The following is a 26387-nucleotide window of genomic DNA, read 5'->3' as shown; positions in this document are numbered from 1 at the left end:
CCGACGGCGCGCGGCGGCATGAGGAAGAGTAGACCCGTCCGCGCCGACCGCGCAGCGACCCGGAGGAGGCGAGGCGCATGATCCTGCAGGAGACGTCCACGCTGGCCAACGGGGTCAGCATCCCCCGGCTCGGGCTCGGCACCTGGTTCATCGACGACACGCACGTCGTGCAGACCGTCGGCGAGGCGCTGCGCCTGGGCTACCGGCACGTCGACACGGCCCCGGCCTACCGCAACGAGCGGGGGGTGGGTCGGGCGGTGCGCGCCAGCGGCGTGCCGCGGGAGGAGGTCTTCGTCACGACCAAGGTCGACGCCGGCGCGAAGAGCCACGACGCGGCCGCCGCCGGGATCGACGCGTCCTTGCGCCGGACCGGGCTGGACCACCTGGACCTCGTCCTCGTCCACAGCCCCCGTCCCTGGCGCAGGTTCCACGGCCCGGAGCGCTACCTCGAGGAGAACCGGGAGGTCTGGCGGGCGCTGGAGGAGGCGCTGGCGGCCGGGAAGGTGCGGGCCATCGGCCTGTCGAACTTCGACGTCGACGACGTCGAGAACGTCCTCGACGGCTGCACCGTCGCTCCGATGGTCAACCAGGTGCTGGCGCACATCCGCAACACCCCGCACGAGCTCATCCGGCACTGCCAGGACCGCGGCATCCTCGTCGAGGCCTACTCCCCGGTCGCGCACGGCGAGCTGCTCGGGGACGAGGAGGTCGCGCGGGTGGCGCAGCGGTATGCCGTGAGCGTGCCGCAGCTGTCCCTCCGCTACTGCCTGCAGCTCGGGCTGGTGCCGCTGCCGAAGTCCGCCGACCCCGCGCACCTGCGCGCCAACACCGAGGTCGACTTCACCATCACCGAGGAGGACATGGACCTGCTGCGCGGCGTCGAGCCGATCGCGGACTACGGCGACCACCGCGCGATGACCATCTACGGAGGCCAGCGCGACCTGAGCTCGCTGCTGGCCCTCGCCCGCAGCCGGGTCCGGCGGCGCCGGTGAGGTCTCGCGGGACCGATGAGGATGCCGCGTGGGACCCGTCGGTAGGTCAGGGGCCGCCGACCGGGTGGCTGCAGCAGGAAGGGAGCACCGATGACGAGGACCCGGGTCCACAACTTCTCCATCTCGCTGGACGGCTTCGCCACCGGCGAGCCGCAGTCCGCGGAGGCGCCCTTCGGGCACGCCGGCCAGCGGCTGCACGAGTGGATGATCGCGACGCGCTTCGGCGCGTCCGTCGTGTCCGGTGACGGGTCGGGCGGCTCCACCGGCGTCGACCACGCCCTCGCCGAGCAGCACTCGGTGGACATCGGTGCCGAGATCATGGGGGCGCACAAGTTCGGCCCGCCCGGGTGGCAGGACGACCCCGACTGGCGCGGGTGGTGGGGGCCGGAGCCGCCGTTCCGCACCCCGACCTTCGTGCTGACGCACCGTCCCCGGCCCCCGGTCGAGATGGCGGGCGGCACGACCTTCCACTTCCTGGAGGCCTCGCCCCGGGAGGCGCTGACGGTGGCCCAGGAGGCCGCGGACGGGCTGGACGTCCGCATCGGCGGTGGGCCGACCGTCCTGCGGGACTTCCTCGCCGCAGGGCTCGTCGACCACCTGCACCTCGTCCAGGTCCCTCTCGTGCTGGGCCGGGGCGTGCGCCTGTGGGACGGGCTCGAGGGGGTCGAGGCGGGCTACGACGTCGAGGCCGTCTCCTCGCGCCGCGGCGTCACGCACCTGATCTTCACCCGCGCCCCCGGGGGGTCCGTGGCGTGACCGGCCGACCACCGCTCCCGCAGGTGCGTCTGCGGGCCCTGAGACCTCACCAGGCCCCGGGCCCGCGTGCCTGACCGTGGCAGCAGGTCCGGCGACACGCCCGTCCGGCGCGGCTCAGGTGCGCACGTGCGCACCTGAGCCGATCTGCGTCGGCGTGTCGGCGGCACCGGCCGATCCCTCAGGTGTTCTCGCGCAGGTAGCGGCCGAAGTGCGGCACCGTGAAGGCGATGCGCCCGCGCTCCCCGGAGTAGATGAGGCCCTTCTTGAGCAGCGCGTCCCGCGCCGGTGACAGCGACTGCGGCTTGCGGCCCAGGTGGCTGGCGATGTCGGCGGTCGCGACCGACTCGATCTCGTCGATCTCCTCGCCCGTCTCCACCCGCTGCGCGGCGAGGTCGGCCATCGCCCGCAGGTACTCCCGCTCCCCCGGGGTGGCCCGCTCGTAGCGGCTGCCGAAGAAGCCGACCGCGAGCTCGGCCTCGGCCTCCGGCCCGGCCACCCGCACGTCCTCGGCGGTGATCGGCGACTCCGGCGCGAGGTCCCACACCTCCTTGCCGTAGGCCTGCAGGAAGTAGGGGTACCCACCGGTGGCGGCATACATCGCCGACAGCGCCTCCGGCGACCAGGTGGCGTCCTCGTCCTCCGCAGGCAGCTGCAGCGCCCGCTCGGCCTGCTCCCGCGAGAGCCGGTCGATGCGGGTGTAGCGGAAGAGCCGCTCGGAGTAGGACTTGCTCGCCGACAGCACCGCGGGCAGGTGGGGCAGCCCGGCGCCCACGACGATCACCGGCAGCGCGGACTGGCTCAGCTCGTGGCAGGCGGCGCAGATGGCCGACACGTCGTCGGGCTGCAGGTCCTGCATCTCGTCGATGAAGACGCCCACGCCCTTGCCGACGTCCGCCGCCAGCCCGCCGACGTCGGAGAGCAGCTCGACGAGGTCGATCTCGATGTCGCCGGAGTCGGCGCGCCCGGTGACCGCGGCGACGTCGATACCGGGGTTCCACCGGTCCCGCAGCTTGGCGCCGGGCTGGTCCTTCTGCGCGAACGCCTTGATGACGCCCAGCACGTGGTCCACCTCGTCCCCCTGCGGGTGCCCGAGCTCGCGCACCGCCACGTGCAGCGCCGCGGCCATGGGGCGCCGCATCCCCTGCTCGGGGCGCGCCTCGTACTTGCCGGTCCCCCAGCGGGAGCGCACGGCGGCGCCGCGCAGCGCGTTGAGGAGCACGGTCTTGCCGACACCGCGCAGCCCGGTGAGCACCATGGAGCGCTCGGGGCGGCCGCGCTGGATGCGCTCGAGCACCACCCGGAAGCGGTCGAGCTGCTCGTCCCGGCCGGCGAGCTCGGGGGGCCGCTGGCCGGCACCGGGGGCGTAGGGGTTTCGGATCGGATCCACGATGGCACCGTATGCGGTTCTCTAGCAGATCTGTCAGAGACACGCAGACGAGGTCATCGTCGGTCGGACGAGCTCACCCGTCGTCGCCGTCCGCCGTCCTCGCCGTCCGCGGCTCGGGTCCGGCCGGCTCCGGGCCCCGGGCCCCGGGCAGACAGCAGGGGCCGGGGCGCGCCTCGCGCTCCCCGGCCCCTGCCGACGGATGACCTCAGATGCGGTCCGACTCGCCGGTGGCGGCGGCCAGGTTGTTGTGCTGCGTCTTGATGTCTTCCTTGGCCTCGTTGAGCGCGTCGACCAGCTTGGGGGTCAGCGTCGGCCGGAACGTCTGCCAGGCGTCCTTGAACTTCTCCGAGTTGGCGCCCGTCCAGACGGTGCTGTTGAGCGACTTGTCGATGTCCTCGGACACCCGCTGGATGTCCAGGGCGGAGGTGTCGAGCGTCTTGTGCAGGTCTCGCAGAGTCGCGAGTTCACCACCAACGGCCATGATTGGTACTCCCCTTCCGAGGGTTCGTGGAAATGGTCCCGACCGCACCCCCCACATGCACCCTCGGCGGTGCGATCTGATCTCACACTAGGCAGCGCGGGGGGGCGGTGTCCAGCCGATCCCCGTCCTCTTCGAGCCAATCGGCCATATTGGCAGCATCATGCCGATGGGGTCGGACGGGGGCGGTGGAGCAGGGCCGGGGCGTGCGACCCGGTCTCACCCGGGCCAGACGACCTGGACCCGCTCCGCCTGGCCCGCCACGACGAGGTAGCCGCCACCCGGGGGCAACGACTGCCCGTAGGCGGACCGGTTGAGCCGGGCCCCGAAGAGGTCGGCGTCGGCGCTGGACTGCGGGTTGAGCAGGACACCGGTGCCGGCCTTCTTGAGCACCGCGGAGGGGCCCCGGTAGTGGCTCTGCATGTCGGAGGCCGTGCCTGCCCCCACGAGCATGCTGTCGGAGTCGCGCATCTGCTCGACGGCCTTGACGAGGGCCTCGGCCAGCCACCCGTCCGAGCCGACCAGCTCGGTGTCGTCGACGAGCACGACCAGGGGGTCCGCCCCCGCCACCAGGGTGGCCAGCTGCTCGGTGACCTCGCCCTGGTCGCTGCCCAGGTCCCAGGGGCCGTGCACCCCGGGCGATCCGGCGAGGTCACGCAGCGGGCTCTTGCGCGGCGTCACCAGGGCCACCTGGCACCCTGCGCGCAGGGCCTCGTCGGCGAGCTGGCGCAGCACCGTGGAGCGGCCGCTGCGGCGCGGGCCGGTGACGAGCACGGCAGGACCGTGCTCGGCCGCGTCGAGGTGCCGCAGACCCAGGGTGTCGCCTCCCACCGCGACGGCCAGCGCGGTCTCGGGGACGTCGAGCCCCTGCGCGCGCTCCTCCTCGCGCAGCCGGTGGGCCTCCGCTGCGGTGAACCGGACCGGCAGCAGGTCGACGTGGAACGGCCGGCGGGCACGCGGCAGGTCGTGGTAGCGCTGTGCGGACGCCTTGCCGAGCGCCTGGAGCGCGCGCACCTGCGCGGTCCCGGCCGGGTCGTCGGCCAGCAGCGCGACCTGCGTCTCCCGGAGCCCGTCGGCACGGAAGCCCCGCCCCTCGGGCATGCGCTCGGGCACCTTCTTGGCGGACATCCCGATGGTCGCGAAGTCGCTGGGGTCGGTCATGCGCAGCATGATCTTGTCGTCCAGCAGCGTGCCCATGCGACCCATGACCACGGAGCGGTCACCGGTCATGACGACCCGCACCCCGACGGCAGCACCCTCCTGCAGGATCTGCTGGAAGGCCGCCACCAGCCGGCCCCCGTCGAGCGAGTCGTAGACCTGGAAGAAGCCCTCCCAGCGGTCGAAGAGGACGAGCACGTAGGGCAGGCGCTCCTCCTGCGGCACGGCCGCCCGCTGCTCGGCGACATCGGCGTAACCGGCCTGCGCCAGCAGCTGCTGCCGCTCGCTGATGAGCGCGCGCAGGCGGCCGACCAGCCGCTCCATGCGGTCGGTCTGGTCACGCAGGACGACGGCTCCCACGTGCGGGAGGGCCTGCAGGGGCAGCAGGGCGTTGTTGCCGCAGTCGACGCCGTAGACGTGCACGTCCTCGGGCGACAGGTCCCGGGCGACGGCGCCGGCGAGCACCCGCAGCACGCTCGAGCGGCCGGTGCGCGCGGCCCCGACGATCGCCAGGTGGGCACCGGTGGCGAGGCTGTAGGCCGCCACGTCGCGACGCTGCTGCGCGGGCAGGTCGACGACCCCCAGCGGCAGCCGCATCCGACCTGGCTCCGGCACCGCGTCCGGGAACTGCTCCAGCACCTGCTCGAGGGTGACCACGTCGTCCAGGGCCGGCAGCCACGGGCTGGCCGGGGCCTGCACCCCCGACTCCTCGCTCGCCTGCTGGCAGGCCTGCACGAGGGCCGCGAGGTCGGTGGGGACCGAGACGTCCTCCTCCGCGGCCTGCGCGCGCGGCGGCGCGACCCCGAGCTCGGCGAACGGCATACCCCGCAGCTCGACCTCGGCGGCCCGGCCCTCCCCTCGCGGCCGGCCACCCACCCGCGAGGACTGGAAGGGGATGAGGCTGGAGTGACCGAGCCGGGCGTAGGCGCGACCGGGCGTCGACTGGGAGATCTCGGCCGCGTCGCGCGCCTCGATGACGTCCTGGGAGTCACCCGAGTCGGTCACGCGCAGGGCGATGCGCAGGTTGGTGTTGGACTTGATCTCGGCGCTCACCACGCCCGCCGGCCGCTGCGTCGCCAGGATGAGGTGCACACCCAGGGACCGTCCGCGCCGGGCGATGTCGACCAGCCCGGTGACGAAGTCGGGCAGCTCGGCCACCAGCGCGGCGAACTCGTCGATGACGATGAGCAGCCGCGGCATGGGCTCGTCGTCAGGCCCCCGGGTCGCGAGGTAGTCCTCGATGTCCTTGGCGTCGGCGCCGGCCAGCTGGTGCTCGCGCCGACGCAGTTCGGCCCCGAGCGACTCCAGCGCCCGGCCGGTCAGGTGGCCGTCCAGGTCGGTCACCATGCCGACGGTGTGCGGCAGCCGGTTGCAGTCCTTGAACGCCGCACCGCCCTTGTAGTCGACGAGCACGAAGGTCATCTCGTCGGGGCGGTTGTGCACCGCGAGCGAGGCGATGACGGTCTGCAGCAGCTCGGACTTGCCCGAGCCCGTGGTGCCCGCCACCAGACCGTGCGGGCCGTCCTTGACCATGTCGATGGCGAAGGCCCCGTCCGTCCCCTCCCCGATGACGGCCCGGGTGGTCCGCCCGACCGACACCCAGCGCTCCTGCACGGCGGCGGCGGTGGGCGGGTCGAGCCGGAGCACGTCGAGCAGCCGGCTCGAGGTCGGGATCGTCGCGGCGGCGTCCTCGGCGGAGACGTCCCGCACCGGGGCCACGGCACGCGCCACCCGCTCCGCCCACGCCGGGCTGACCAGGTCGGGCCGGACCCCCTCGATGACCCACTGCTCGCTCACCGTGACCCGCATGAGCGGCTCGTCGGCCTGGACGACCGCGCGGCACTCCTCGGGCAGCAGCCGCTCGTCCTCGTCCAGGCACAGGAAGGTGATCCCCACCGACGGCCCGCGCTGCAGCAGCGGCACCATGCCGGGCAGCAGGCGCAGCCGGCGGGACCCGTCGAGGACGACGAGCAACGGGGGGAAGGTGACGCCCTTGCTCGAGAACGAGCCCGAGTCGGCGAGCTCGAGCCGGCGCTCGAGCTCGGCCACCAGCTCGGCGATCCGTCGGGCCGTGGTCTCCTCGTCCACGCCGACCTGGGCCAGCTCCGGGTCGCCGTCGTCGGAGCGCAGGTGCGGCAGCCACCGCGTCCAGTGCCAGTCGGCCTCCCCGTCGGGCGAGGTGAGCAGGGTCATGTCCAGGTCCACCGGGGAGTGCAGGACCGCCAGCTGGGCCACCACCCACCGTCCCACCGCGCGTCGGGCCGGACCGGCCAGGCCGGTGACACCGGCCTCCAGCAGGCCCACGGTGACGGGGACGTCGGGAGCCGTCCACGCGAGGTCCCCCTCGTGCTCCTCACGGGCGTTGGACTTCACCGTCACCGAGGACACCTGGTCGGCGGTGCCGAAGCGGGCCACCAGCCAGTCCGGGTCGCTGCGCCGCCGCTCCCACAGACGGCGCCGGGGACCGATGGCGGTCATGAGCACCTCGCCGGGGTCGGCGAAGTCGCGTCGCCGTGCCGACCTCTCGTCGGAGAGGCCGTCGAGCGCGCTCTGCTGCACCTTCTTCATGCGGGCGGTGTACTCCGCGAAGTCGTTGCGGTAGCGCTTGCGCTCCTGCGACCGGCCGCTCACCCAGTTGGAGATGGCCATGAGCGGGGTCAGCGCGATGAAGATGAGCGTGTAGAGGCGGCCCGTGATGAGGTACATCGCCAGGCCCGCGAAGGCCGGCAGGAAGATGAAGGCCCAGGGGATCTGCTGGCCCAGCGGCCGTCGAGGCTCGTTGGGCAGGGTGAACTCGGTCTGCCGGGCGGCGGGCAGCAGGCGCGGCGGTCGGTTGTAGTCGAGGGTGGCGCCCTGCGGGCTCAAGGAGAGGGAGGCGTCCGGCGCCGTCGGCACGGTGAGCTCGAGCAGGCAGGGGCCGACCACGAGGGCCTGTCCCGGCTCCCACACCTGGCCCGGCGCCACCTCCTCGCGGTCGATGTGCAGCAGGGGCGTGGGCGCGTCGGCGCCGATGACGCGGGTCCCCGGCGGCAGCTCGCTGTAGGTGCTCTCGCCGGCGCGTCGCTGCTGGATCTCGGCCTCGGCGTCGAGCACGATCGGGCCCGGCAGCGGACGGCTGCGCCACACCGGCTGCTGCAGCACGCCCAGCAGGTCCGGGTCCGGGTCGAGGACGACCGTGCCGTCGGGCCGCACCTGCACGGTCAGGCAGACCTCCGGCAGACCGACCGGGGGCATCGCCACCGCAGCGTGCACCGTGCTGCCGACCACGTGCTCACCGGTGCTGAGCCGGGCCACCGTTCCCGCCCCGGGGCCGGAGGAGATCCGGACCTCCACGGCCCCCCGCGGCTCGGCCAGCAGGTCGCCCACCGACCCCCCGACGCCGACCACGGAGCCGTGGCGTACCGGGCTCGCGGTCAGCGGCATACCCGGGTCGAGCCGCCGGTCACCCACGTAGAGCGCAGGGGCGGTCACGGTCTCGCGCTCCCGGTCGGCGAGCGCGACCGGGGCCGAGGAGGGTCCGTCCTCGCTCCGCACGACGCGCAGCTGGGGGACCTGGGCCTCGGCCCCACCGCCCGCCCCCAGCCCGGCGAACGGGCGCGGGCCCGCCGGCGCGTCGGCCACCCGGCGGGCCAGGGCGAGGGCGAGGTCGCCGACCGTGGCGTCGTCCTCGGTGTCGACGACGAGGTCCAGCGGGTCCGAGGGGCCCTCGGCCGCGGCGATCGCCGTGATCAGCAGCCGCACCGGCTCACCCGAGCTCGCGCAGGTCCGGGCTGAGGTGCTGGACGAGGGACACGGTCTCCGGCTCCAGAGCGGCGTCGCCCAGGGCGGCCGTCATCTCCCTGGTCACCCCGGCCGCGTGGTCGGGGTCCGACCCGCCGAGGAGACGCAGCAGGTCGCGCCACAGGGCCTGGGCCTGCGGCACGAGGGTCAGACCGTCGCGCAGGGCCTGCTCGGCGCCCGGCCGGTCGCCGGAGCCGGCGAGCGCCGAGGCGGTGTGCCGGGCCACGGCGGTGACGACGACGCGGGCGTCCCGGGCCGCCTGGTGGAAGGCCAACCAGCCGTAGCGGGTGCCGGGGGTGCCGGAGAAGGCCGGTCCACGGGCCTGACCCAGGACCTCCGCCAGGTCGCGCGGCGGGGTGTCGCGCCGCCCGGCCAGGGCCGTCAGCTCCGACCAGTCGACGTGCACCTCCGGGCCGAGACGCCAGCGACCGGTCTCGTCGCGGTCCAGCACCGGCGTGCCGTCGCTGCCGGTGCCGAGCCACTGCGTGGCCGAGGCCAGGGTCGCCTCCACCACGTCGTCCTCGACCCCGCGGGGCCACAGGGAGATGCGCAGCACCGCGTCGTGCACCCCCTCCGGGTGCAGGGCCACCAGGGTGACCAGCTCGGTCAGCAGCTCCTCCCGGGCCGGGGTGACCTGGCCGGGGGCCTGGACCAGCACCGGTCCGAGGAGTCCGACGTGGACGAGGGCCGACTGCCGGTCCCGCATCGGGGCGGCCTCCGCGACGGGGCGACGCTGCGCGGGCAGCGTCGCGACGGCGTCCAGCGGACCCAGGGCGGCCGTGCGGGCGGCGGCCTCGGCACCGTCCTCGGCGGCCTCCCGCACCCACCCGGCGATCCGGTCCAGGTCCCCGTGGCGGAGTCGACGGGCCGTGCCGGACAGCCCGAGCACGCCCAGGTCCAGCTGCCCCGACCCGTCGACGACGAACCGCCAGCGCGCGGACAGGGTCTGGCCGACGCAGAGGACCGCCAGCCCGGTGCGGCCCGCGGCGAGCAGCTCCGTCAGCTGCTGCGCCTCCTGGGGACCCGGGCTGCCCGACAGGACGATGACGTGCGGCCGCAGGTCCTGTCCCGCCCCGGCCGAGCGCCCCGCGAGCACCCCGTCGACCCCGAGCCCGCGCAGCCGGGAGCGGTAGGCCTCCACGTCACGCCGCCCGACCTCCAGCGCGTCCTCGATCGAGCGGACCTGGTGGATGCGTCCGGGGGCGAGGTCGGCCAGCGCCTCGGTGCCGCTCCCGGCGAAGCCGACCAGGGTGGCCCGGGCCCCGTCCGACCACGGGTGGGTCACGAGGTCGACGACGGTGGACAGGGCGACCTCCCGGGCGACCTGCGGGTCGCCGCCGATGCTCACCAGCCCGGGGGCGTACTCCAGGTCGACGAGCAGGTCGAAGCCGTGGGACCGGGCCACGTTGACGAGGGCCGGCCAGGGGGCCGGACCGGTCACGGGGTGGCCCTCCAGGTCGTCCGCGCGCAGCACCCAGACACCGCCCTCCTCGGTCTGCTGCCAGGGCGCCGGGGGTGCGGGGTGCTCGGCGCCCCCCGCGAGGTGGACGACGAGCTGCTCGTCCCCGACGTAGACCGCGGCCGCGTCCGGCAGGTCGAGCCCCTGGTCGCGGCGGCCGGCCGCCAGCACCCGCAGCCCCCGGTCCAGCAGCTCGGCCCGTCCGCCGTCGGCCGCCAGCCGGAGGGCCTGCTCGGGCGCGCCGGGGTCGCCGTAGGCGCCGCGGCGGGTGGAGAGCGCCAGCGCGAGGCCGGCCAGCACCATGCCGCCCCCGAGGGCCAGGTCGCCCAACCGGACCTGCTCGGCCCCGCCCCCCTCGGTCGGGGTGGCTGCGGTGTCCGCCGAGGCCCCACCGTCGGCGGACACCGCGAGGTCGGCCGCCTGGCCGACCGCGCCGGAGCCGGCCTCTCCCGCGGCCTGAGCGGTGACGTCCGCGGTGCGTCCGCCCAGCTCGTCGAGGACGGCCTGGCTGGCCTCCGGGCCCGCCGTGGGCGTCGCGGCCGGCGCCTGGGTGCGCACCGAGGTGATGTCCGGGCCGGTCGCGTCGGCCGGCATGACGAGCTGCCAGCCCGGCTGGATGAGGTCGGCCTCCTGCAGCTTGCGTCCGTCGGGCTGCGTCCGGCCCTGGTTGAGCTGGTAGAGCTCCTTGTAGCGGTAGGGGTCCCCCAGCGTCCGGTCGGCGATGTCCCAGAGGGTGTCGTGGTGGCGGCCGGCCGGCGGCTTGACCTCGTAGAACTTGGTGACCGTGGAGGAGGTGACCGTGGTCTCGGCCACGGCGCCGGACGCGCTGGAGGCGGAGTCCTCCTGCGCCCCGGCCTCCCCGACGCCGACCCCGCCCGTCGCTCCCTGCTCGGCGGCGGCACCGGCCTGCGCGGTGCTCACCACGGAGGCCGCCGGGGCCCCGGACTGCCCGGGTGCCTGACCCGTCATGGTCGCCGACCCCGCCAGGAGGAGGACGCCGGCGATGAGACGGCGGGCGACGAGCTGGGACCCGGCCCCCGCCGGAACCATCCCCGGCAGCCGCCCGGCGCGCACCGCCCGCCACTCGGCGACGAGGCAGACGACGAAGTGGGCCCACACGAGCCACACCAGCACCGCCACGATGTTGATGAGCGCCTCGGCGGTCACCGGGGCGGTCAGCCAGTCGAGGCTCGGTGCGGCGGTCGGGAGGGGGTTGCCGACGAGGAGCACGAGCCCCACCGGCACCCCGACGACCAGCACCAGCAGGCCGAGCAGGGCCGCCAGCCCGCGAGGGACGGACCGCTCGGTCTGCTCCGGGCGGGGCAGGTGGTCGGCCGCCGTGCGAGGCTGGAAGCCCGCTGACGGGGTGCGCCCGGACCTGGGACGCCTGGGTGTGGTGGTGCTCATCGGTGATCCTCCCCGGATCGCTGTCGGCTCAGGTCACGGGCGGACCAGAGCCTGGACCTCGTTGACCTGCATGAGTCCCTCGCCGCTCTTGACGAAGGAGTGGAAGGGCTGCCACTCGCCCTGGATGCGCGCGTCGATCTGCCACTGGGCGTGGATCTCGCCCTGGTAGGTGTCGTCCGGCTGGGTCTGGCTGGCCTGCTCGTAGGCGTGCCAGCAGGCGTCGGGCACGGTCTGCGGCGTGTCGTCCGCATCGACCTCGCGACCGCCACCGGGGCAGCGCACGACCGGCCCCCCACGACCCTCGGGGTAGACGAGCAGCTCGGTGATCCGGCCCCGCATCTCCACGCCCGGGATGGACAGGTCGACGTGCAGCTCGTCCTCGCCCGCGTTGTAGAAGGCCACGTCGTCGTTGACCCACGGGACGGCGCTCGGCGAGGAGAGCATGACCGGGTCGGGCACGTTGCCGCGCCGCACGAAACGGTCGATGAAGGCCTGCTGGTTGGGGGTGAGCTCGGTGAGCTCGGGGTCGTCGGGCTCGTAGATCCAGATGCCGACGGCGAAGAAGAGGCCCCCGGGCTCGATCTCCAGGGTCTTGCGGTCGATGCCGCGCAGGCACCGGTGCCAGTAGTAGTGCGTGCCCTCCGGTGGCGCCTGCAGCTCGGTGTCGCGCAGCTCGTCCGGCGTCAGCCGCTCGTGCCAGCAGTCCGGCAGGTCGTCACCCTTGAGGACCTCGCGGATGCCGGGCCCGTCCGAGGCGTTGGCCGACACGCACACGCCGCCGACCGAGTTCGGCGAGGCGATGAGCGAGCAGGCGCCTCCCCCGGTCTGGTAGGTCTTGATGCGGGTGCGGTTCTCGGAGGGCCACACCACGGGCTGGCCCTCACGTGGCTCGGTGTTGACCCCGGCCTGGGCTGCCGGGGAAAGGGCTGTCAGCACGAGCGCGCCGGCCAGGGCGGCCGCGGCTCCGCGCGAGCGCAGGGCGGGCATGATTACCATGATCGTGTCTCCACCTCGGTGGTCGAGCAGTTGATGGTGCCGGAGTACAGCGCCTCGACGAGATAGTCCCCCTCAGCGCCCGGGTCGTTCACGAGCGAGTACTCGATCGACGACACCTCCAGTCCCGTCATGCCGTCGTCCGAGCGCGAGGGATCGGCCGAGAACCCGTCCGTCACCATACATCCTTGGACCGACCATGTCCCGTCCTCCAGCTCGGTGACCTGCAGGGGCGTGAAGGGCAGCGGGCCGGGGTAGGCGCGACCGAACTCCTCCTCGAAGACCTCCACGAGACCCTCGAGGCCGTCCTCGTCGAGGGTGGCGAGCCAATCCTGGTCCTGGGGGTCGTCGGCCGTGGCAGCGCGGGCGAACGCCTCGTTGAAGCGTGCGACCGCCAGGACGCGGGGGTCGTCGTCGAGCTCGCCCTCCTCGACCACGAGCGGCGGTGGCTCCGCGGTGAAGGTGGCCCACGTCTCCGGTCGGTCCTCGGCGCCCTCGCCCTCGGCCCCCTCCGAGGGCGGCTCCTCGTCGGTCTCCTCCCCGGTGGGCTCCGCGGAGGTGGCCGTCGGCTCCTCGGTGGTCGGCTCGTCCGTCGCCGGGGCCGCGTCGTCGGAGGACAGGGCGGTCGGCGAGCTCTGCGGCACGTCGTCCGAGGTGCCGCACGCACCCAGCAGGAGCGGCAGCGCGCAGCAGACGGCCATCAGCCCACCGCGGGCGCCGTCCGTCGTCGTCGGGGAGGTCGTCGTCGTCATCCTGGTCCTCACGGTGCGGGGGGTCCTGGCTCGGGGTCGGCCGGCGGTCCTGGCTCGGGGTCGGCGGGGGGTCCGGGCTCCGGGTCGGGCGGCGGTCCGGGTTCGGGGTCGGGCCCGGGGTCCGGCTCCGGGTCGGGCGGCGCCGGCGGGTCGAGCAGCTCCCCGGCCACGGGCTCGGCACGCCCGACACCGGAGGCGCTGAGGCTGCGCACGCCCACCATGCCCAGCAGGGTCGTGGGGATCTGCGTCTCCACCCGCACGACCATCGTGTAGGGCCGTGGGCTGTCGCTCGCCGGCTCGATGTCGGTGACGCCGCAGCTGGTCACCGCGCTGCGCCGCAGCACCTGGGCGCAGTAGTCGCCGACGTTGCGTCGCGCCTGCTGCGGGTCCAGGGTGGCGGGGGGCTCCGGCTCGACGGCCTGCGCCCCGGCGCGCGCGGCCTCCTCGGCGTAGGCGACCGCCTGGCTGCGCGCGTTGAGCTGTCGGGAGGCGTCGATGACCAGCCCGGCGATGAGCAGCAACGAGAGCGCCACGACCGGGATGACCGGGAGGATGGACCCGCGCTCCCCGCCGGAGCGCAGCACGCGCACGAGCCGCCTCACGGGTCGACCCCGCGGTACTGGTCCACGACCGAGGCGAAGGAGGATGAGGGGGAGACCCGCCCCGGGGCGCCGGGCATACCGATGTCGGACAGGGCGTAGCTGCAGCTGGCCTGCACCGTCAGGGTGGAGCCGGGCTCGAAGTCGCCGGTGATCTGCACCGTCAGGCTGGCCGGGCACCCGTCGATCGCCCGGGTGTTCTCCTGCAGGACCGCCATCGCGCTGGTGCGGGCCTCGGGCAGGGAGCGGGCCTGGGTGGCGACCCGGGCGGCGTCGCGGGTGCCGGCCTCGAGGTGGCCGTTGGCCCAGGCCACCCGGCCGAAGGTCCAGGCCAGGGCCAGCATGAGCAGCACGATGGGCGCGGCGAAGGCGAACTCGAGCGCGATGGACCCGCGCTCCCGGGTGGCGGTATGCCGTCCCATGTCGTCCTCGTCTCGGTGTGCTCTGGTGTCGGTGGTCTCGGGTGCGGGCCGGGTCAGGGGGCGAGCTCGGGCTCGAGGAAGCGCTCCACGGTCCCGGAGGCGTCGGCGGTGGCGGTGAGCCGCAGGCCCGGCACGAGCGTGATGACCCGGCCGCTCACCGTCACCGTCACCCGGGCGGTGCCGTCACCCTCCTCGACGTAGGTGCTGCCCACCTCGGGATCCACGAGGCCCGGCCCGCCGACGTTGGCGGCGAAGCGCTCGGTGCGGGCCAGCGCGTCGGGCTGCAGCGCGGCGTAGTCGGAGCGGTCCTCGGCGAGCCGGAGCATGGACACCCCTTCCCTGGCGGCGTGCGTGGCGGCGGCCCGGCCGTAGAAGAAGAACGCCGCCTGCAGGCTGAAGAAGATCAGCGAGAGCAGGACCGGCGCGACGATCGCCAGCTCCAGCGCCGAGCTGCCGCGGTCGACGCCCCGGCCGACCTCCCGCCGCGTCCGCACCTGCGGGCGACGGCGGAGGGGCATCAGCAGGTGCCGCCCGGACCCACGTTGCCGCAGGACTCGACCTGGGCGGCCCGCGTGGCGATGACGTTGTAGACGGCGGCCCCGATGAGCGCTGCCGCGACGACGACGACCGCCGCGATGAGGGCCCACTCCAGCGCGGACGCCCCCCGGTCCTTCTGGGCGATCAGGTCACGCCGGACACGCAGCGCATACGCTCTCATCGATTTCATGGACACCCCTCGGTCATGGTCATGACCCCGGGAATGCCGGGGTCGCAACTCAGGATAGTTGCACAACTACCCAGACGACGCCAGTCCGGGGAAGGTTCCCTCAGATGGCCTGCTCGGTCATGAGCGCGACCAGGGCCGGATAGGCGAGGTAGACCAGGAACGCCACCACGAGCAGCATCTGGGCGATGAGCATGGACTGGGAGCGCTCCCCCTCGTCGCCCTCGGCCTCGGACAGCGCCTTGCGGCGCATGGTCGTGGCGCGGGCGGACAGGGACTGGCGGATCTTCGCCCCGTCGTCGGCGGCCAGGACCAGCGCGCCGGACAGGCTCTCCAGCTCCTCCAGACCGATGTCCTTGCCGAGCCGCCCGAGGGCCTCCCAGGGGGTGGTGCCGAAGAGCCGCGCGTTGGCCAGGGTCTGGCGGATGCGGACCACGGACCAGTGGTCGCTCACCGAGGAGGCCGCGAGGAGCGCCTCGGGGAGCCCCCGGCCGCCGGCGAGGTTCATCGCGACCAGGTCGAGGAAGATCCCCACCGTCCGGCGGAACTCCCGCCGCCGCTGCTCGGCCTCGGCCCGCAGCGAGACGTCGGGCAGGAAGAAGCCGAGCAGGCCCAGCAGGAGCCCCAGGCCGAGGGGCATGGACGGGCCGACGTCCAGGCCACCGAGCCGCAGCGCCCCCCACACCAGGGGTCCCACGAGGAGCAGCATCGTGCCGCTCACGACCTTGAGCGCCAGCATGGCGCCGACGCTGCGGTTGAGGATCGTGAGGTCGGCGCGGTGCCGGCTCATCTGCCAGCCACGCTGGGCGGCCAGCACCTCGAAGCGGTCCGCGAGACCCGTCATGACCGAGCGGCCACGGCTGCTCATGTCGGCGAACGACGTGTCGTACTCCGAGAGCGTGTGCGTCTGCATCGAGCGCGACCCCGCGTCGATCCGGGCCACGAGGGTCGCCACCCCGGGCCGGGGACGCAGCAGGGTGCGGATGAAGAGGTAGACGCCCAGGCCGACGAGGCCCCCGGCCAGCATCGGCCAGACCATGGCGCTCACCGTCGGCCCCCGCGGCCCGAGCGCCCGGTCTGGGCGCCCTCCCGGACGTCGTCGAGCAGCTGCTCCATGTCCCGCGCCCGGGCCGCCCGGTTGACCACGAGGAAGCGGCTGAGCTTCTGCGGCTCGGACAGCTTGCGCATCCAGAGCAGGCCGCCGGCGAACAGGCCCGCCACGACGAGCAGCACGCCCTGGCCGGCCAGGCTGGAGTAGGGCTCGACGTAGACCCGGTTGAAGAGCGCCAGGCCGCCCATGACGGACAGCACGATGATGACGATGATCTTCACCGAGCGCCGGATGGAGCGCCGGCTGGCGGAGATGCGCCGTCGCATGTCCAGCTCCTCGCGGGTGGACACCGCGAGCGCGCCCAGGACGTCGCGCAGGCCCGGCCCGCGCAGCCGCGCGTTGAGCACGAGCGCCGAGCAGATGACGTCGGCGGAGGGGTCGTCGAGGTCCTCGGCGAAGTCGATGAGGGCCTCCGACAGCGGCTCGCGGATGCGCAGCCGGTCGACGAGGAGGTTGAGCGAGGACCGGATGGAGGGCCCGGCGTTGACGGCCGTGGCGGGGATGGCCTGCTCCAGCCCGACGGCCCCGGCGATGGTGTCGCGCAACGACTCGGTCCACGTGGCCAGCGCCTCGAGCTTGTTGATGCCGGCGGTCTCGGCGCGGGAGTCGCCGGTGAGCTGGTCCCACAGCCCGGCGAGCAGCCCGATCCCGACCGCGGCCACCACCCAGCGGGTCAGCAGGAGCACGAGCAGGCCGACCACGACGCCGGCGACGAGGCGACGGCTGACCCCGCCCAGCGTGACGTTCTCGAAGCGCCGCGGCGTGGACGGGTCGCGCTCGGGCAGGCCGACCACCGCGAGGACGGCGACGTAGAGCCCCAGCCCGACGACCGCACCGGTCGCCATGGGCAGGAGCAGCGTGTAGAGCTGGCCCATCAGTCCCACCGGGTGACCGGCGTCGGCGTGTAGCCGAAGGGCACCAGGTCGTCGATGCACTCGATGGGCGCCTTGGCCCGGGCCACGCCGTCCGGTCCGGCCGCGAAGACCTCCGAGGAGAGCACCCGGCCGTCGACGCCGGTGACCTCCCGGATCGACTGCACCCCGCGCATGAGGCCACCGCCGGTCGCGTGCTCGTTCTTCTTGCGCATGAAGACGACGAAGTTGATGGAGCCCGCGATGAGCATGTGCGTCGCCTCGACCGGGAGGTTCTCCTCCGCCTGCAGGGCATACGTCGCGATGCGGTTGAAGACCTCCATCGAGGAGTTGGCGTGGATCGTCGACAGGGAGCCGTCGTTGCCCTGGCTCATCGCGTTGAGCATGGTGACGATCTCGTCGCCCAGCACCTCGCCGACGATGACCCGTGAGGGGTTCATCCGCAGGCTGCGGCGCACCAGCTCGGCCATCGTCACCATGCCCACACCCTCGGAGTTGGGCAGCCGCTCCTCGAAGGCGACGACGTTGGGGTGCTGGTCCTCGAACTTGTCCAGCCCCAGCTCCAGCGCCCGCTCCACGGTGATGAGCCGTTCCTCGGACGGGATCTCCGCGGCCATCGCGCGCAGCATCGTGGTCTTTCCCGAGTTGGTGGCCCCCGCGATCATGATGTTCTTGCGGGCCGCGACCGCCGCCTTGAGGAAGCGCATGACGTCCTCGCTGAAGGTCTGGGTCGCCAGCAGGTCCTCCAGGCTGACCTGGCCGAGCCGGGCCCGGCGGATCGACAGCGACGGCCGCTGGCAGACGCCCATGACGGCCGATAGCCGGGAGCCGTCCGGCAGCCGCAGGTCCAGCTGCGGGTTGGCCGAGTCGAAGGGTCGGGAGGTCAGACCCACGTTGGCCGCGAGGATCTGGATGAGCTCGATGAGCTCCTCGTCGCTGTCCGCGACCGGGGGCGCGATCTCCTCGTGACCGTCGGCGTACCCCACGAAGACCCGGTCGCAGCCGTTGATGTCGATGTTCTCGACCTCGCGGTCCTCCAGCAGCGGCTGCAGCCGGCCGACGCCGAAGAGCGCGGCGTGGATCGCCGCGGCGACCCGCTCCTCCTCCTCCGCGGTGGGCGGCACCCGTCCCTCGGTGATCATGAGGGTGGCGTGGTCCTCGAGGACCTGGACGATGAGGGAGCGGGCGAAGTGCCGCTCGTCCTCGCTGCTCATGGGCGAGCGGCCGGCGACCTCGTCGCGGCGGCGCTGCTGGTTGAGCCGGTCGGCGACCTGCGAGCGCAGGGTGCGGACCAGCTGGTTCATCTCCGCCTGCTGCTCGGGGCTCGCGCCCGCCAGCAGGGGGGTCGAGGACGTGGTCATCGCAGGCTCCACCTCTTCTTCCTGGGTCGCTCGCGGCGCAGGCGCCTCTCGCCCTGGGCCGCGTCCTGCTGCTCGTCGACGGCACCGGCGGCCTCGGCGGGCTCACCCCCGGGTATGCCGTCGGCGGCCTCCTCCTGCTCCGTCGCCGTGCCGGGGGCGGCGGGCTGGTCCGTGGTCTCCCCGCTCCTCGCGTCCTCGTCCGCACCCTCACCCGTCGCCGCCACGGGGACCACGGCAGGGCCGAGCGCGGCGACGAGCCGCTCGACCAGCGAGCGGCCCGAGCGCACGAGCATGGTCCGCTCCGGGCGCGACACCGGGTCGCCGTGGAACATCCGCTCCGGGCGGGGGTCGAGGGCGACCTGGCCGAGGTCCAGCACGTCCGGGAAGTCCGCCCGCACGGTGGCGATCGCCGAGGACGCCTCGTCCTGGCGCTGGACGCCCGAGAGCGCGACCAGCCCGATCCTCGGGGCGTCCGGCCCCAGGGCGGCGAACGTCTGCGTCAGCACCGTCAGCCGCTCCCGCATGTGCATGACGCTGGCCGGCTCGGCCCGTACGACGCCCACGACGAGGTCGCTGCGCTGCACCAGCGAGAGCTGGCCGGAGCGGGCCGCGAGCTGGCCGGCGTCGACGACCACGTCGGTGCCCGGCACCTCGCGGAAGGCGCGGGCCAGCGTCGGCCACAGGGCGGCCGACGCCTCGGCCTGCTCGGAGGTCTCCAGGCCGACGAGGACCTGCTGGCCGCCGAGCGCCACCTGCGAGTGGTCCAGGACGACGCCCGAGGACAGGCCGTGCCGGGCGAGCGGCAGCAGGGTGAGCAGCCCCGGGTGCTGGGTCAGGGCCAGACCCGACTCCGAGGGGAGCCGCATGAGCAGGTCACCGCCGTTGCCGTCGGCGTCGACGAGCAGCGTCGGGCGCGGCCAGAGGGCCGCCACGAGCATCGCGGTGCTCGTGACCCCGGGTGCGCCCTTGGCGCTGAAGAACGAGATCAGGGCCATGTCGCGCTCACTCCGTGCGCCAGTCGACCACCGGCGTGGTGTCGGCCGGCAGCAACGACAGCGCCACGGTGCCGGTCGCGCTCGCGGCGACGACGGCGGGCGCGGCGTCCTCGGGCAGGAGCAGCGTGACGTGGATGGTGTCGCTGGTGTCGACGACCGGACCGACCGCGACCACCTTGGCGGCCTCGACCAGCTGCTCCGCGTCCTCGGCGGCCGCCACCGCCGACTCGGGGGCCGTGGCGAAGACGCGCACGATGTCACCGGCCCGCATCGCGTCGGCCGGCCGCCCCGGGGACGCCACGACCACGCCGACCTGCTGGACCCCCGGCTCGGCCAGCTCGGACGGGGTGAACATCTGGCCCGAGACGAGGCTGCCCTGCGGGATGGTGCTCACCGCCTGCGAGCCGACGAACTGCGGCAGCGACTCGGCGCTCACCACCTGGGCACCGTCCTCGAAGGCGATCTCGGCGACGCTGAAGTCGTCCTCGGTCACCTCCGCCCCCTGCTGGATCGTCTGGGCCGCGACGAGGACCTGCACGCGGTTGCCGGTGCGGTAGACGAGCAGCGCGCTGCCGAGCGCCCCCACGAGGACCAGCAGGAGCGCCAGCAGGGCCAGCGCAGGGCGCTTGTCGCGGCTGCGCGCGGGCAGGCGTGACGCTGTCGCGCCAGAGGTGGCGGTGGTCATACGGTGTCGTTCCCCTCCCGGCACAGACCGGAGCATCGAGTCGGTGGCGCGGCGATCACCCCTGTGCGGTGCTCAGCCGCCGACCACTCTAACCCTGGCCACGGCGTTCCCCTAGCGACGCGCGACGACCGGCGGTGCCATAGTGAGGGCATGAGCGACATCCCCAGCATCCCCGTCAGCGACGTCGCGGACGACGCCGTCGTCATCGACGTCCGCGAGCCCGAGGAGTGGGCGGCCGGCCACGCACCCGGCGCCGTCCACCTCCCCCTCGGCGACATCCCCGCCCGCATCGACGAGCTGCCCGAGACCTCCACGTCGCTGCCGGTCGTCTGCCGCAGCGGTGGGCGGTCGGGACGGGCCGTGGAGTGGCTCGTGCAGCAGGGTTTCGACGTCGTCAACGTCGAGGGCGGCATGCAGGCGTGGAGCCGGGCCGGCAAGAGCATGGTCGGCGGGTCCGACGGCCAGGAGCCGACGGTCGTCTGACCGCTCTGCACCAGTCTTCCTGTTTCTTACCGTGAGACAAGAGAGAGGCATACTCTCCTCGCGAGTCCGGTGGGGTGCCCGTGCCTGACGCTCATCGACGACCCCTGACGGTCGGATCCCGGGTGGTGGTGCGCCACCTCGTCGAGGACGGTGAGCGAGCGACCGACACCATCGGCGAGCTGCTCGCCGCCACCGAGGACGAGCTGGTCGTCGTCGGCCGGCGTGGAGAGGTGCGCATCCGGCAGGTGGACGTCGTCGCCGCCAAACCCGTGCCTGACCGCCCCTGGCGGGTCGCCGCGTTCCTGCGACGTGCCGGCGTGGCCGTGCTCGACCTCGACGGGGTGCCGCTCCTCGGCCCGGTCGAGCAGCTGCTGGCCTCGCTGGCGGCGGACGGCATACCCGTCGTCCTGCTCACCGACGGCAGCGACCGCCTCACGAGCGAGCTGGAGCGTGCCGGGCTCGAGCACCTCGCTGTCCTCCAGGGCCACGCATCCGGGCCGAGGGGCGCCACGCCCGAGCCCGAGGCGTATGCCGCGGCGCACGCCGCCGTCGAACGTCGACTGGGCCGCCCGGTGGCGCCGTCGGAGGTCGCCTTCACCGACGACCGCCGCGACCACGTCGACGCCGCCCGTGCCTTCGGCTGGCGGGGACAGCTGTTCACGCTCCCCCGCTGACCCGCTCTGCGCGGCCGGGCGCCCCGCTCGGCCCGATCCCGCGTGAGGTGGTGCGCGACTGCAGCGGACATGACGCCGAGCAGGGCGGTCGGACGACACACCCGGCGCAGTCGCGCCCTCTCGGGCCGGGGAGCGGTCAGCGCAGGAGGCGCGACATGCGGCGGTCGGCGAGGGGCTTGCCGCCGGTCTGGCAGGTGGGGCAGTACTGCAGCGAGGAGTCGGCGAAGGAGACCTCGCGCACGGTGTCGCCGCACACCGGGCAGGCCTCCCCGGTGCGGCCGTGGACGTTCATGCCGGCACGCTTGGCGTCCTTCAGGGCGGCGGCGGGCTTGCCCTCGGCCGCCATCACCGCCGCCTCCAGGGTCGTGCGCAGCGCCCGGTAGAGCTCGCCGACCTGCTCCGGGGTCAGGCCGGCCGCCAGCGCGAAGGGCGAGAGCCGGGCCGCGTGCAGGATCTCGTCGGAGTAGGCGTTGCCGACCCCGGCGAGGATGGACTGGTCCCGCAGCACGCCCTTGACCTGGGTGCGCCGCCCTCGCAGCAGCGCGGCGAACGCGGCCTCGTCGAAGTCGTCGGCCAGCGGGTCCGGGCCCAGTGTCGCCACCCCGGGCACCTGGGCCGGGTCGGTCACGACATACGCCGCGAGGCCCTTCTTGGTCCCTGCCTCGGTGAGGTCGAAGCCGGCGCCGTCGTCCAGCCGCACCCGCAGGGCGATGGGGCTGCGCCCGGGCCGCACCTGCGTCCGGGGGACCTCGTCGTACCACCTCAACCATCCCGCCCGGGCCAGGTGGAAGACCAGGTGGGTGCCGTCGACGTCGAGGTCGACGAACTTGCCGTGGCGGCGGACCGCGTCGACCGGCGCCCCGACGAGGGCGGAGGGCGGAGGGTCGAAGGTCTTGAGCACGGCGATCGACCCGAGCTCGGTGTCGGTGACGACCCGCCCGGTGACCCGGTCGGACAGGAAGTTCGTGAGGGCCTGCACCTCCGGCAGCTCGGGCATCAGGACTCCTCCGCCGGCCGGGTGCGGCTGCGGGCGCCGACGAGGAGCTGGTGCAGCCCGAAGCCGTTGGACGCCTTGAGCATCGGCACCTGCACGCGCTTGCCCAGCAGCTGGTCGGTCGCGACCGGGAGACCGCTGGAGAGGACCTGCTCGGCGGGGGTCAGCTCGCGCAGGCAGATCGCCTCGACCGCCTCCGGGTGCTCCTGGGCGAACTCGCCGTAGATCACCGGGTCGTGCTGGCCGTCGTCACCGACGAGGATCCAGCGCATCCCGGGGAAGTCCTCGCGCAGCCGCCGCAGCTCGGCCTCCTTGTGCTCCTGCCCGGACCGGAACCACCCGGTGTTGGTCGGCCCCCAGTCGGTGAGCAGCATCGGACCGACCGGGAAGTCGTGGCGCCGCAGGAAGCGGGTGAGGGCGGGCGCGGTGTTCCACGCCCCGGTCGACAGGTAGAACACCGGCATGCCCGGGTCGTCGGCGAGCAGGGCGCGGTACATCGCGCTCATGCCGGGCACCGCCTGCCGCACCTGCTCGGAGCGGACGAAGGTGTTCCACCCCGCGATGAACATGCGAGGCAGGTGGGTCACCATCACCGTGTCGTCGATGTCGCTGACCAGGCCGACCCCCTCGGCCGGATCGACGACCAGCACCGACACCGTGAGCGAGTCACCGTTGCCGAGGTCGAGGTGCGCCTCCTGCCAGCCCGGACCGAGGCCGTGCCGGGGCAGCTCGACGTCGACGTAGCCACCGCGGTCGGTGCGGGCCGTGGCATGCGCCTGCCCGAGCCGCACGTGGACCGTCACCCCCACGGCGGGCGCGGTGAGGAACAGCCGCCAGCCGCGCTGGGCGATGTCGAGCAGCGAGTCCTGCGCGTGCGTGAGCGCGGTGCGCGACTCCTCCGGCTCGTGCCGCGACAGCAGCACCCGGGCGAAGACCCGGCCCCGGTCGGGCGTGCCGTAGCCGGTGTAGCCGAACAACCGCTCGTGCCAGCCGCGTCGACGCAGGCTGGAGCTCGTGCGCCGTCGGACGGAGTCCTCGAGCTGGGCGGCGATGTGGGGACGCGCCATACCTCCCACCCTATCCGCCCAGCCGCGACCAGGCCGCCGCGAGCAGCAGCACCCCGGCGAGCGCGCTGCCGGTGCGCTCCAGGACGCGCGAGTGCCCGGCCAGGAAGGCCTGCCAGCCGGGTGAGCCCAGGCAGATGGAGAGGAGCACCGCCCAGGACCGGGAGAGGCCGAAGGCGGCACCCAGGACGACGGCGACCCACCACGGCGGCACGACGAGCAGGACGAACACCGCGGCGAGGTATGCCGCGGCGGACGGCACGAGCGTCCGCCACCCGCAGCCGTACTCCAGGCCGAAGCGCAGCCCGCCCCGCGCCATGCCCCGGGCGAACACCTCCTGGGGGATGAGGATCGAGCGCTGCGGCAGCGGGAGCCTCGGGGTGACCGCGTCGAGCAGGACGAGCGCCACCACGAGCACCACGAGCAGCACCAGCCGCACCTGCGGCGGCACCGGGCTGACCAGCCCGGCCAGGACACCGAGACCCAGCCCGGTGGCGGCACCGCCCAGGGTCGTCCCGGCGGCGAAGGCTCCCCAGAGGGAGAGCTGTCGTTGTCGGCCCCGGACCGAGGCCACCAGCGCCCACGCGCTGTTGACGCCTCAGGTAGACCCGGACAGCGCCACCCCGGCGACGGTCACCGCGAAGAGCGCCGGGACGATCCACAGCGGCCCCGCGACCGGGAGCAGCAGCAGGCAGGCCAGGCCGCCGGCCCCGAGGAGCAGGAGCAGCGGCAACGGGTCGGCGGCCCAGCGGCGGCGCAGCGGGACCCCGGTCGCGGCGTCGGCCACGACCGGCAGGTCCGGGTCCTCTAGATCGCCCACGGGCAGATCGTCGCGACGCAGGAGCCCGAGCCGGAGCAGGTCCAGCCGTCGGAGCAGCGGTAGGTCCGGCCGTCGCTGAACTTCCAGTGCCAGGAGTCGTAGACGCCGCCCCAGCAGTCGTCCGGCCGGTGGGTGTAGTAGCGGTCGACCCCGGGCCCGTTCTTGTGCCAGGCCACGACGTTGCCGGCCCCGGAGCGGTACTTCCAGCAGCACGACCCGTCGCGGCACATGGGCGAGGGGCCGCACTGGATGCCGTTCTCGGTGTGGTCGCGGGCGTAGGTCGCGCACGGCCCGGTCGAGGTGTCGGTGTAGTCCAGGAAGTAGGCGGCCTGCGCCCGCACCTGGCTGCCGCCCCGGTTGACCAGCGCCAGCGACCCGACACCGACCGCCGTCCCCGCGCCCAGCACCCGGGCCAGGAAACCGCGACGGCTGGGCCGCTCCCGCAGCCGGTCACGCAGGCGTCCGGTGTCGGCCACCGGCAGGTCCTCGAAGCGGGTCATGACGGGCCGTCCTCCCTCGTCGTCGGTCGTGCAGCGGCCTGGTGAAGGGGCGAGTCGACCTGGCGGAGCGGCGAGTCGACCTGGCGGAGCGGCGAGTCGACCTGGCGCAGCCAGGCGCCGAGATCGGTGTCCTCCTCGGGCAGCAGCGCCGCCCGGAGGGTGCCCGAGGCGTCGAGCAGCGCGAGGTAGGGGGTGGCCGGGACCGCCAGCCGGTCCATCACCGCCCGGCCCTGCGGCAGGCAGTGCAGCCGCGCCGATCCTTCGGCGTCCTGCAGACCGGGGCCGCAGGAGCCCGCCGACACGAGGGTCAGCGCCGTCGACCCGTCCACGACCTGCGGGTCCGCGGCGAGCGACCGCAGGGTGATGGAGCACGAGCTGCACCCGGGAGAGACGAAGGCGAGGAGGGTATGCCGTGCGGCGGGGTCGACGAGCTCGGCGGCCAGGTCCCCCGGCACCCGGAACCCCACCAGCTCACGGGTGGTGCGCGCGCCGGCGCCCCGGTGCGGTGCCGCCGCACCGCCCTCGAGCTGCTGGGTGAGCAGGCTGACCTGCCGCAGCAGACCGGCCAGCCCCAGGGCGAGGAGCGCGATGGCGACGAACGCGAGCACGAGGGCGGAGGCGGTGAAGCTCATCGCGCCGCCCCGGTCAGGGTGGTGAGCCCGGCGGGGACCGCCCGGGCGGCGGGCAGCGCGGCCGTGGCCACGGCGAGCGCCAGCCCGCCGCCGGCCGCCACGACGACCTGGGCCCAGACCGGTGCGCCGGGGGCGGCGGTCCACGGGCCGGTCGGCAGCGCCAGCGTCACGAGCGCGAAGGCGGCCAGCAGACCGGCCCGCAGCACGCTCCAGCCGGTGACCGGGGCGGTGCCGAGCCCGCAGCCGCAGGGGACCTCCTGCCCGTGGGTGCGCCGCCGCACCACCCGGAGGTAGGCCGCGAAACCCAGGCAGAGCGCGGCGGCACCGAGGGCGAGGGCGCGGACGCCCGGGCCGCCGAGCAGACCCGCCCCGGCCGCGAGCAGGCCGACGGCCAGCACGAGCTCGACGGGGCCCAGCCCGAGGGCGAGCCACCGGTGGGTGGGGGCCGGCAGGGTCCCGTGGGCCTGCAGCGCGGCCCGCGTCGACCCGGGCGCCCGGGTGTGCGACAGGCCGGAGGCGAGCAGCACGGCCCCGACGGCCCACGCGCACGCCGCCGCGAGCGCACTCACCGGACCAGCTCCACGGCGACCTCGGCCATCGAGGCGACGACCGCGTCGACGACCTCCTCGCTGCCCGGCATGCCGTAGGTCACGAAGTCGGCGCTCTCGAGCACGGCGTACGGGTGGCGCTCCTCCCCCGAGGACCGCGACAGCAGCCCGCCCCGCACGGGGGCGCCGGAGGAGCGTCCGCTCTGCAGCTGGCCGGTGCGGGCCCGCCGGACGTCCAGGAGGTAGCCGGGGGTCCCGCCGTCACCGGCGGCGCCCGGCCCGGCGAGCTCGACCACCTGGGCGAGGGTCTGCGTGCGGTAGGGGGACCAGCCGGCCCGGCCGGTCGGGGTCATCACCGGCCCCAGCCGGTCCTCCTGGAGGTCCACGTCGGCGAGGTAGCCGCTGAGGGCCTCGACGTCCATGGCCGGCACGGTCGAGCCGTAGACGTGGTGGGCCCCGACCTCGACGGACCAGCCCAGACCCTGCTGCGGGTCGCCGCCGAGGCGCCCGTAGCGCAGCGACCGGCCGTCGCGCAGCGCGACCTCCCGCTGCAGGGTGGTCCCGGTGACCTCGAGGTAGAACCCGAGGTCGGCGTCGGTGCCGGAGGTGACCTCCAGCTGGCCGGCGCCCTCGAGGGCCAGGACGGCCAGCGCCGTCCCTCCCGGCAGTGCGGTGGCGTCGGGGACGTCGACGCGCACTCCCTCACCGGAGAGCAGTCGGTGCGTGGTCTGCATCGGTCCT

At 74.3% G+C, this 26387-nt stretch carries 27 protein-coding genes; 4 read left to right on the top strand and 23 right to left on the bottom strand.

What is annotated here, in order from left to right:
- Positions 1-77 precede the first annotated feature (77 nt).
- Both FHD63_RS00935 and FHD63_RS00930 read left to right on the top strand, forming a co-directional pair.
- Complete coding sequence (locus FHD63_RS00935) at positions 78-992, top strand: aldo/keto reductase (RefSeq protein ID WP_174964877.1); 915 nt, start codon at positions 78-80, stop codon at positions 990-992.
- A gap of 90 nt (positions 993-1082) precedes the next feature.
- Entirely contained in the window at positions 1083-1748 is a 666-nt protein-coding gene (locus tag FHD63_RS00930) for a dihydrofolate reductase family protein (protein ID WP_139719358.1), read from the top strand.
- Positions 1749-1926: 178 nt separating this feature from the next.
- Here FHD63_RS00930 and FHD63_RS00925 read toward each other — a convergent pair whose 3' ends face one another.
- The 15 genes from FHD63_RS00925 to FHD63_RS00855 all read right to left on the bottom strand — a co-directional run bounded on the left by FHD63_RS00925 (position 1927) and on the right by FHD63_RS00855 (position 19931).
- Entirely contained in the window at positions 1927-3135 is a 1209-nt protein-coding gene (locus FHD63_RS00925) for an ATP-binding protein (RefSeq protein WP_139719356.1), read from the bottom strand.
- Positions 3136-3340: 205 nt separating this feature from the next.
- Positions 3341-3616 (bottom strand): WXG100 family type VII secretion target, encoded by a 276-nt coding sequence (locus FHD63_RS00920; RefSeq protein ID WP_139719355.1) that lies wholly within the window; start codon positions 3614-3616, stop codon positions 3341-3343.
- Between the two features lie 216 nt (positions 3617-3832).
- A complete protein-coding gene (locus FHD63_RS16830) occupies positions 3833-8512 on the bottom strand; it encodes an FtsK/SpoIIIE domain-containing protein (protein WP_139719353.1) in 4680 nt (1559 codons plus the stop codon).
- A gap of 4 nt (positions 8513-8516) precedes the next feature.
- A complete protein-coding gene (locus tag FHD63_RS00910) occupies positions 8517-11417 on the bottom strand; it encodes a LysM peptidoglycan-binding domain-containing protein (RefSeq protein ID WP_139719351.1) in 2901 nt (966 codons plus the stop codon).
- A 33-nt stretch (positions 11418-11450) separates the two neighbouring features.
- On the bottom strand, positions 11451-12404 hold the full coding sequence (locus tag FHD63_RS00905; protein WP_139719349.1) for a hypothetical protein: 954 nt from the start codon (positions 12402-12404) through the stop codon (positions 11451-11453).
- Positions 12405-12406: 2 nt separating this feature from the next.
- The gene (locus FHD63_RS00900) at positions 12407-13162 is read right to left on the bottom strand and encodes a hypothetical protein (protein WP_139719348.1); all 756 of its coding nucleotides are present in this window, start codon (positions 13160-13162) and stop codon (positions 12407-12409) included.
- Between the two features lie 8 nt (positions 13163-13170).
- Positions 13171-13764, bottom strand: a complete 594-nt coding sequence (locus tag FHD63_RS00895) for a Tad domain-containing protein (protein ID WP_139719346.1) — start codon at positions 13762-13764, stop codon at positions 13171-13173.
- A complete protein-coding gene (locus tag FHD63_RS00890; protein WP_139719344.1) occupies positions 13761-14183 on the bottom strand; it encodes a TadE/TadG family type IV pilus assembly protein in 423 nt (140 codons plus the stop codon). The genes FHD63_RS00895 and FHD63_RS00890 overlap by 4 nt, the downstream gene beginning before the upstream one ends.
- A 53-nt stretch (positions 14184-14236) precedes the next feature.
- Complete coding sequence (locus FHD63_RS00885) at positions 14237-14701, bottom strand: TadE/TadG family type IV pilus assembly protein (protein ID WP_139719343.1); 465 nt, start codon at positions 14699-14701, stop codon at positions 14237-14239.
- Positions 14701-14910 carry a hypothetical protein gene (locus FHD63_RS00880; RefSeq protein WP_139719341.1) on the bottom strand — a complete coding sequence of 70 codons (210 nt, stop codon included), beginning with the start codon at positions 14908-14910 and terminating at the stop codon, positions 14701-14703. Before FHD63_RS00880 ends, FHD63_RS00885 begins: the two co-directional genes overlap by 1 nt.
- Positions 14911-15010: 100 nt before the next feature.
- The gene (locus FHD63_RS00875; protein WP_139719339.1) at positions 15011-15946 is read right to left on the bottom strand and encodes a type II secretion system F family protein; all 936 of its coding nucleotides are present in this window, start codon (positions 15944-15946) and stop codon (positions 15011-15013) included.
- 5 nt (positions 15947-15951) lie between these two features.
- Entirely contained in the window at positions 15952-16893 is a 942-nt protein-coding gene (locus tag FHD63_RS00870; protein WP_139719337.1) for a type II secretion system F family protein, read from the bottom strand.
- Positions 16893-18251 carry a TadA family conjugal transfer-associated ATPase gene (locus tag FHD63_RS00865; RefSeq protein ID WP_238705716.1) on the bottom strand — a complete coding sequence of 453 codons (1359 nt, stop codon included), beginning with the start codon at positions 18249-18251 and terminating at the stop codon, positions 16893-16895. The genes FHD63_RS00870 and FHD63_RS00865 overlap by 1 nt, the downstream gene beginning before the upstream one ends.
- Positions 18248-19246, bottom strand: a complete 999-nt coding sequence (locus FHD63_RS00860; RefSeq protein WP_139719334.1) for a CpaE/TadZ family protein — start codon at positions 19244-19246, stop codon at positions 18248-18250. The genes FHD63_RS00865 and FHD63_RS00860 overlap by 4 nt, the downstream gene beginning before the upstream one ends.
- A 7-nt stretch (positions 19247-19253) precedes the next feature.
- Entirely contained in the window at positions 19254-19931 is a 678-nt protein-coding gene (locus tag FHD63_RS00855; protein ID WP_158296676.1) for an SAF domain-containing protein, read from the bottom strand.
- 150 nt (positions 19932-20081) lie between these two features.
- Between FHD63_RS00855 and FHD63_RS00850 the strand changes: the two genes are divergently transcribed.
- Positions 20082-20414, top strand: coding sequence for a rhodanese-like domain-containing protein (locus tag FHD63_RS00850; RefSeq protein WP_139719330.1), 333 nt, complete (start codon positions 20082-20084; stop codon positions 20412-20414).
- Between the two features lie 122 nt (positions 20415-20536).
- Positions 20537-21088, top strand: a complete 552-nt coding sequence (locus tag FHD63_RS00845; protein ID WP_139719328.1) for an HAD family hydrolase — start codon at positions 20537-20539, stop codon at positions 21086-21088.
- Positions 21089-21224: 136 nt separating this feature from the next.
- Here the strand turns inward: FHD63_RS00845 and FHD63_RS00840 are convergent, their stop codons facing one another.
- The 8 genes from FHD63_RS00840 to FHD63_RS00805 are packed head-to-tail and all read right to left on the bottom strand — an operon-like array spanning position 21225 to position 26380.
- Positions 21225-22085: an Fpg/Nei family DNA glycosylase gene (locus FHD63_RS00840; RefSeq protein WP_139719326.1), complete on the bottom strand. Its 861-nt coding sequence runs from the start codon at positions 22083-22085 to the stop codon at positions 21225-21227.
- Complete coding sequence (locus FHD63_RS00835) at positions 22085-23149, bottom strand: App1 family protein (RefSeq protein WP_139719324.1); 1065 nt, start codon at positions 23147-23149, stop codon at positions 22085-22087. Before FHD63_RS00835 ends, FHD63_RS00840 begins: the two co-directional genes overlap by 1 nt.
- 10 nt (positions 23150-23159) lie before the next feature.
- Positions 23160-23720 carry a hypothetical protein gene (locus FHD63_RS00830; RefSeq protein ID WP_139719322.1) on the bottom strand — a complete coding sequence of 187 codons (561 nt, stop codon included), beginning with the start codon at positions 23718-23720 and terminating at the stop codon, positions 23160-23162.
- Positions 23721-23744: 24 nt separating this feature from the next.
- A complete protein-coding gene (locus FHD63_RS00825) occupies positions 23745-23966 on the bottom strand; it encodes a hypothetical protein (RefSeq protein ID WP_139719320.1) in 222 nt (73 codons plus the stop codon).
- Positions 23954-24466 (bottom strand): hypothetical protein, encoded by a 513-nt coding sequence (locus FHD63_RS00820; protein ID WP_139719318.1) that lies wholly within the window; start codon positions 24464-24466, stop codon positions 23954-23956. The genes FHD63_RS00825 and FHD63_RS00820 overlap by 13 nt, the downstream gene beginning before the upstream one ends.
- Positions 24463-25098, bottom strand: a complete 636-nt coding sequence (locus FHD63_RS00815) for a hypothetical protein (protein ID WP_139719316.1) — start codon at positions 25096-25098, stop codon at positions 24463-24465. The genes FHD63_RS00820 and FHD63_RS00815 overlap by 4 nt, the downstream gene beginning before the upstream one ends.
- Positions 25095-25667, bottom strand: a complete 573-nt coding sequence (locus tag FHD63_RS15865) for a MauE/DoxX family redox-associated membrane protein (RefSeq protein ID WP_158296675.1) — start codon at positions 25665-25667, stop codon at positions 25095-25097. The genes FHD63_RS00815 and FHD63_RS15865 overlap by 4 nt, the downstream gene beginning before the upstream one ends.
- The gene (locus tag FHD63_RS00805) at positions 25664-26380 is read right to left on the bottom strand and encodes a hypothetical protein (RefSeq protein WP_139719314.1); all 717 of its coding nucleotides are present in this window, start codon (positions 26378-26380) and stop codon (positions 25664-25666) included. The genes FHD63_RS15865 and FHD63_RS00805 overlap by 4 nt, the downstream gene beginning before the upstream one ends.
- Positions 26381-26387: the final 7 nt, after the last annotated feature.

This window comes from Serinicoccus chungangensis (assembly GCF_006337125.1).
Classification (GTDB): Bacteria; Actinomycetota; Actinomycetes; order Actinomycetales; family Dermatophilaceae; genus Ornithinicoccus; species Ornithinicoccus chungangensis.
The sequence above is the reverse complement of the archived record's forward strand: the minus strand, read 5'-3'. Positions and strand labels throughout refer to the sequence as shown.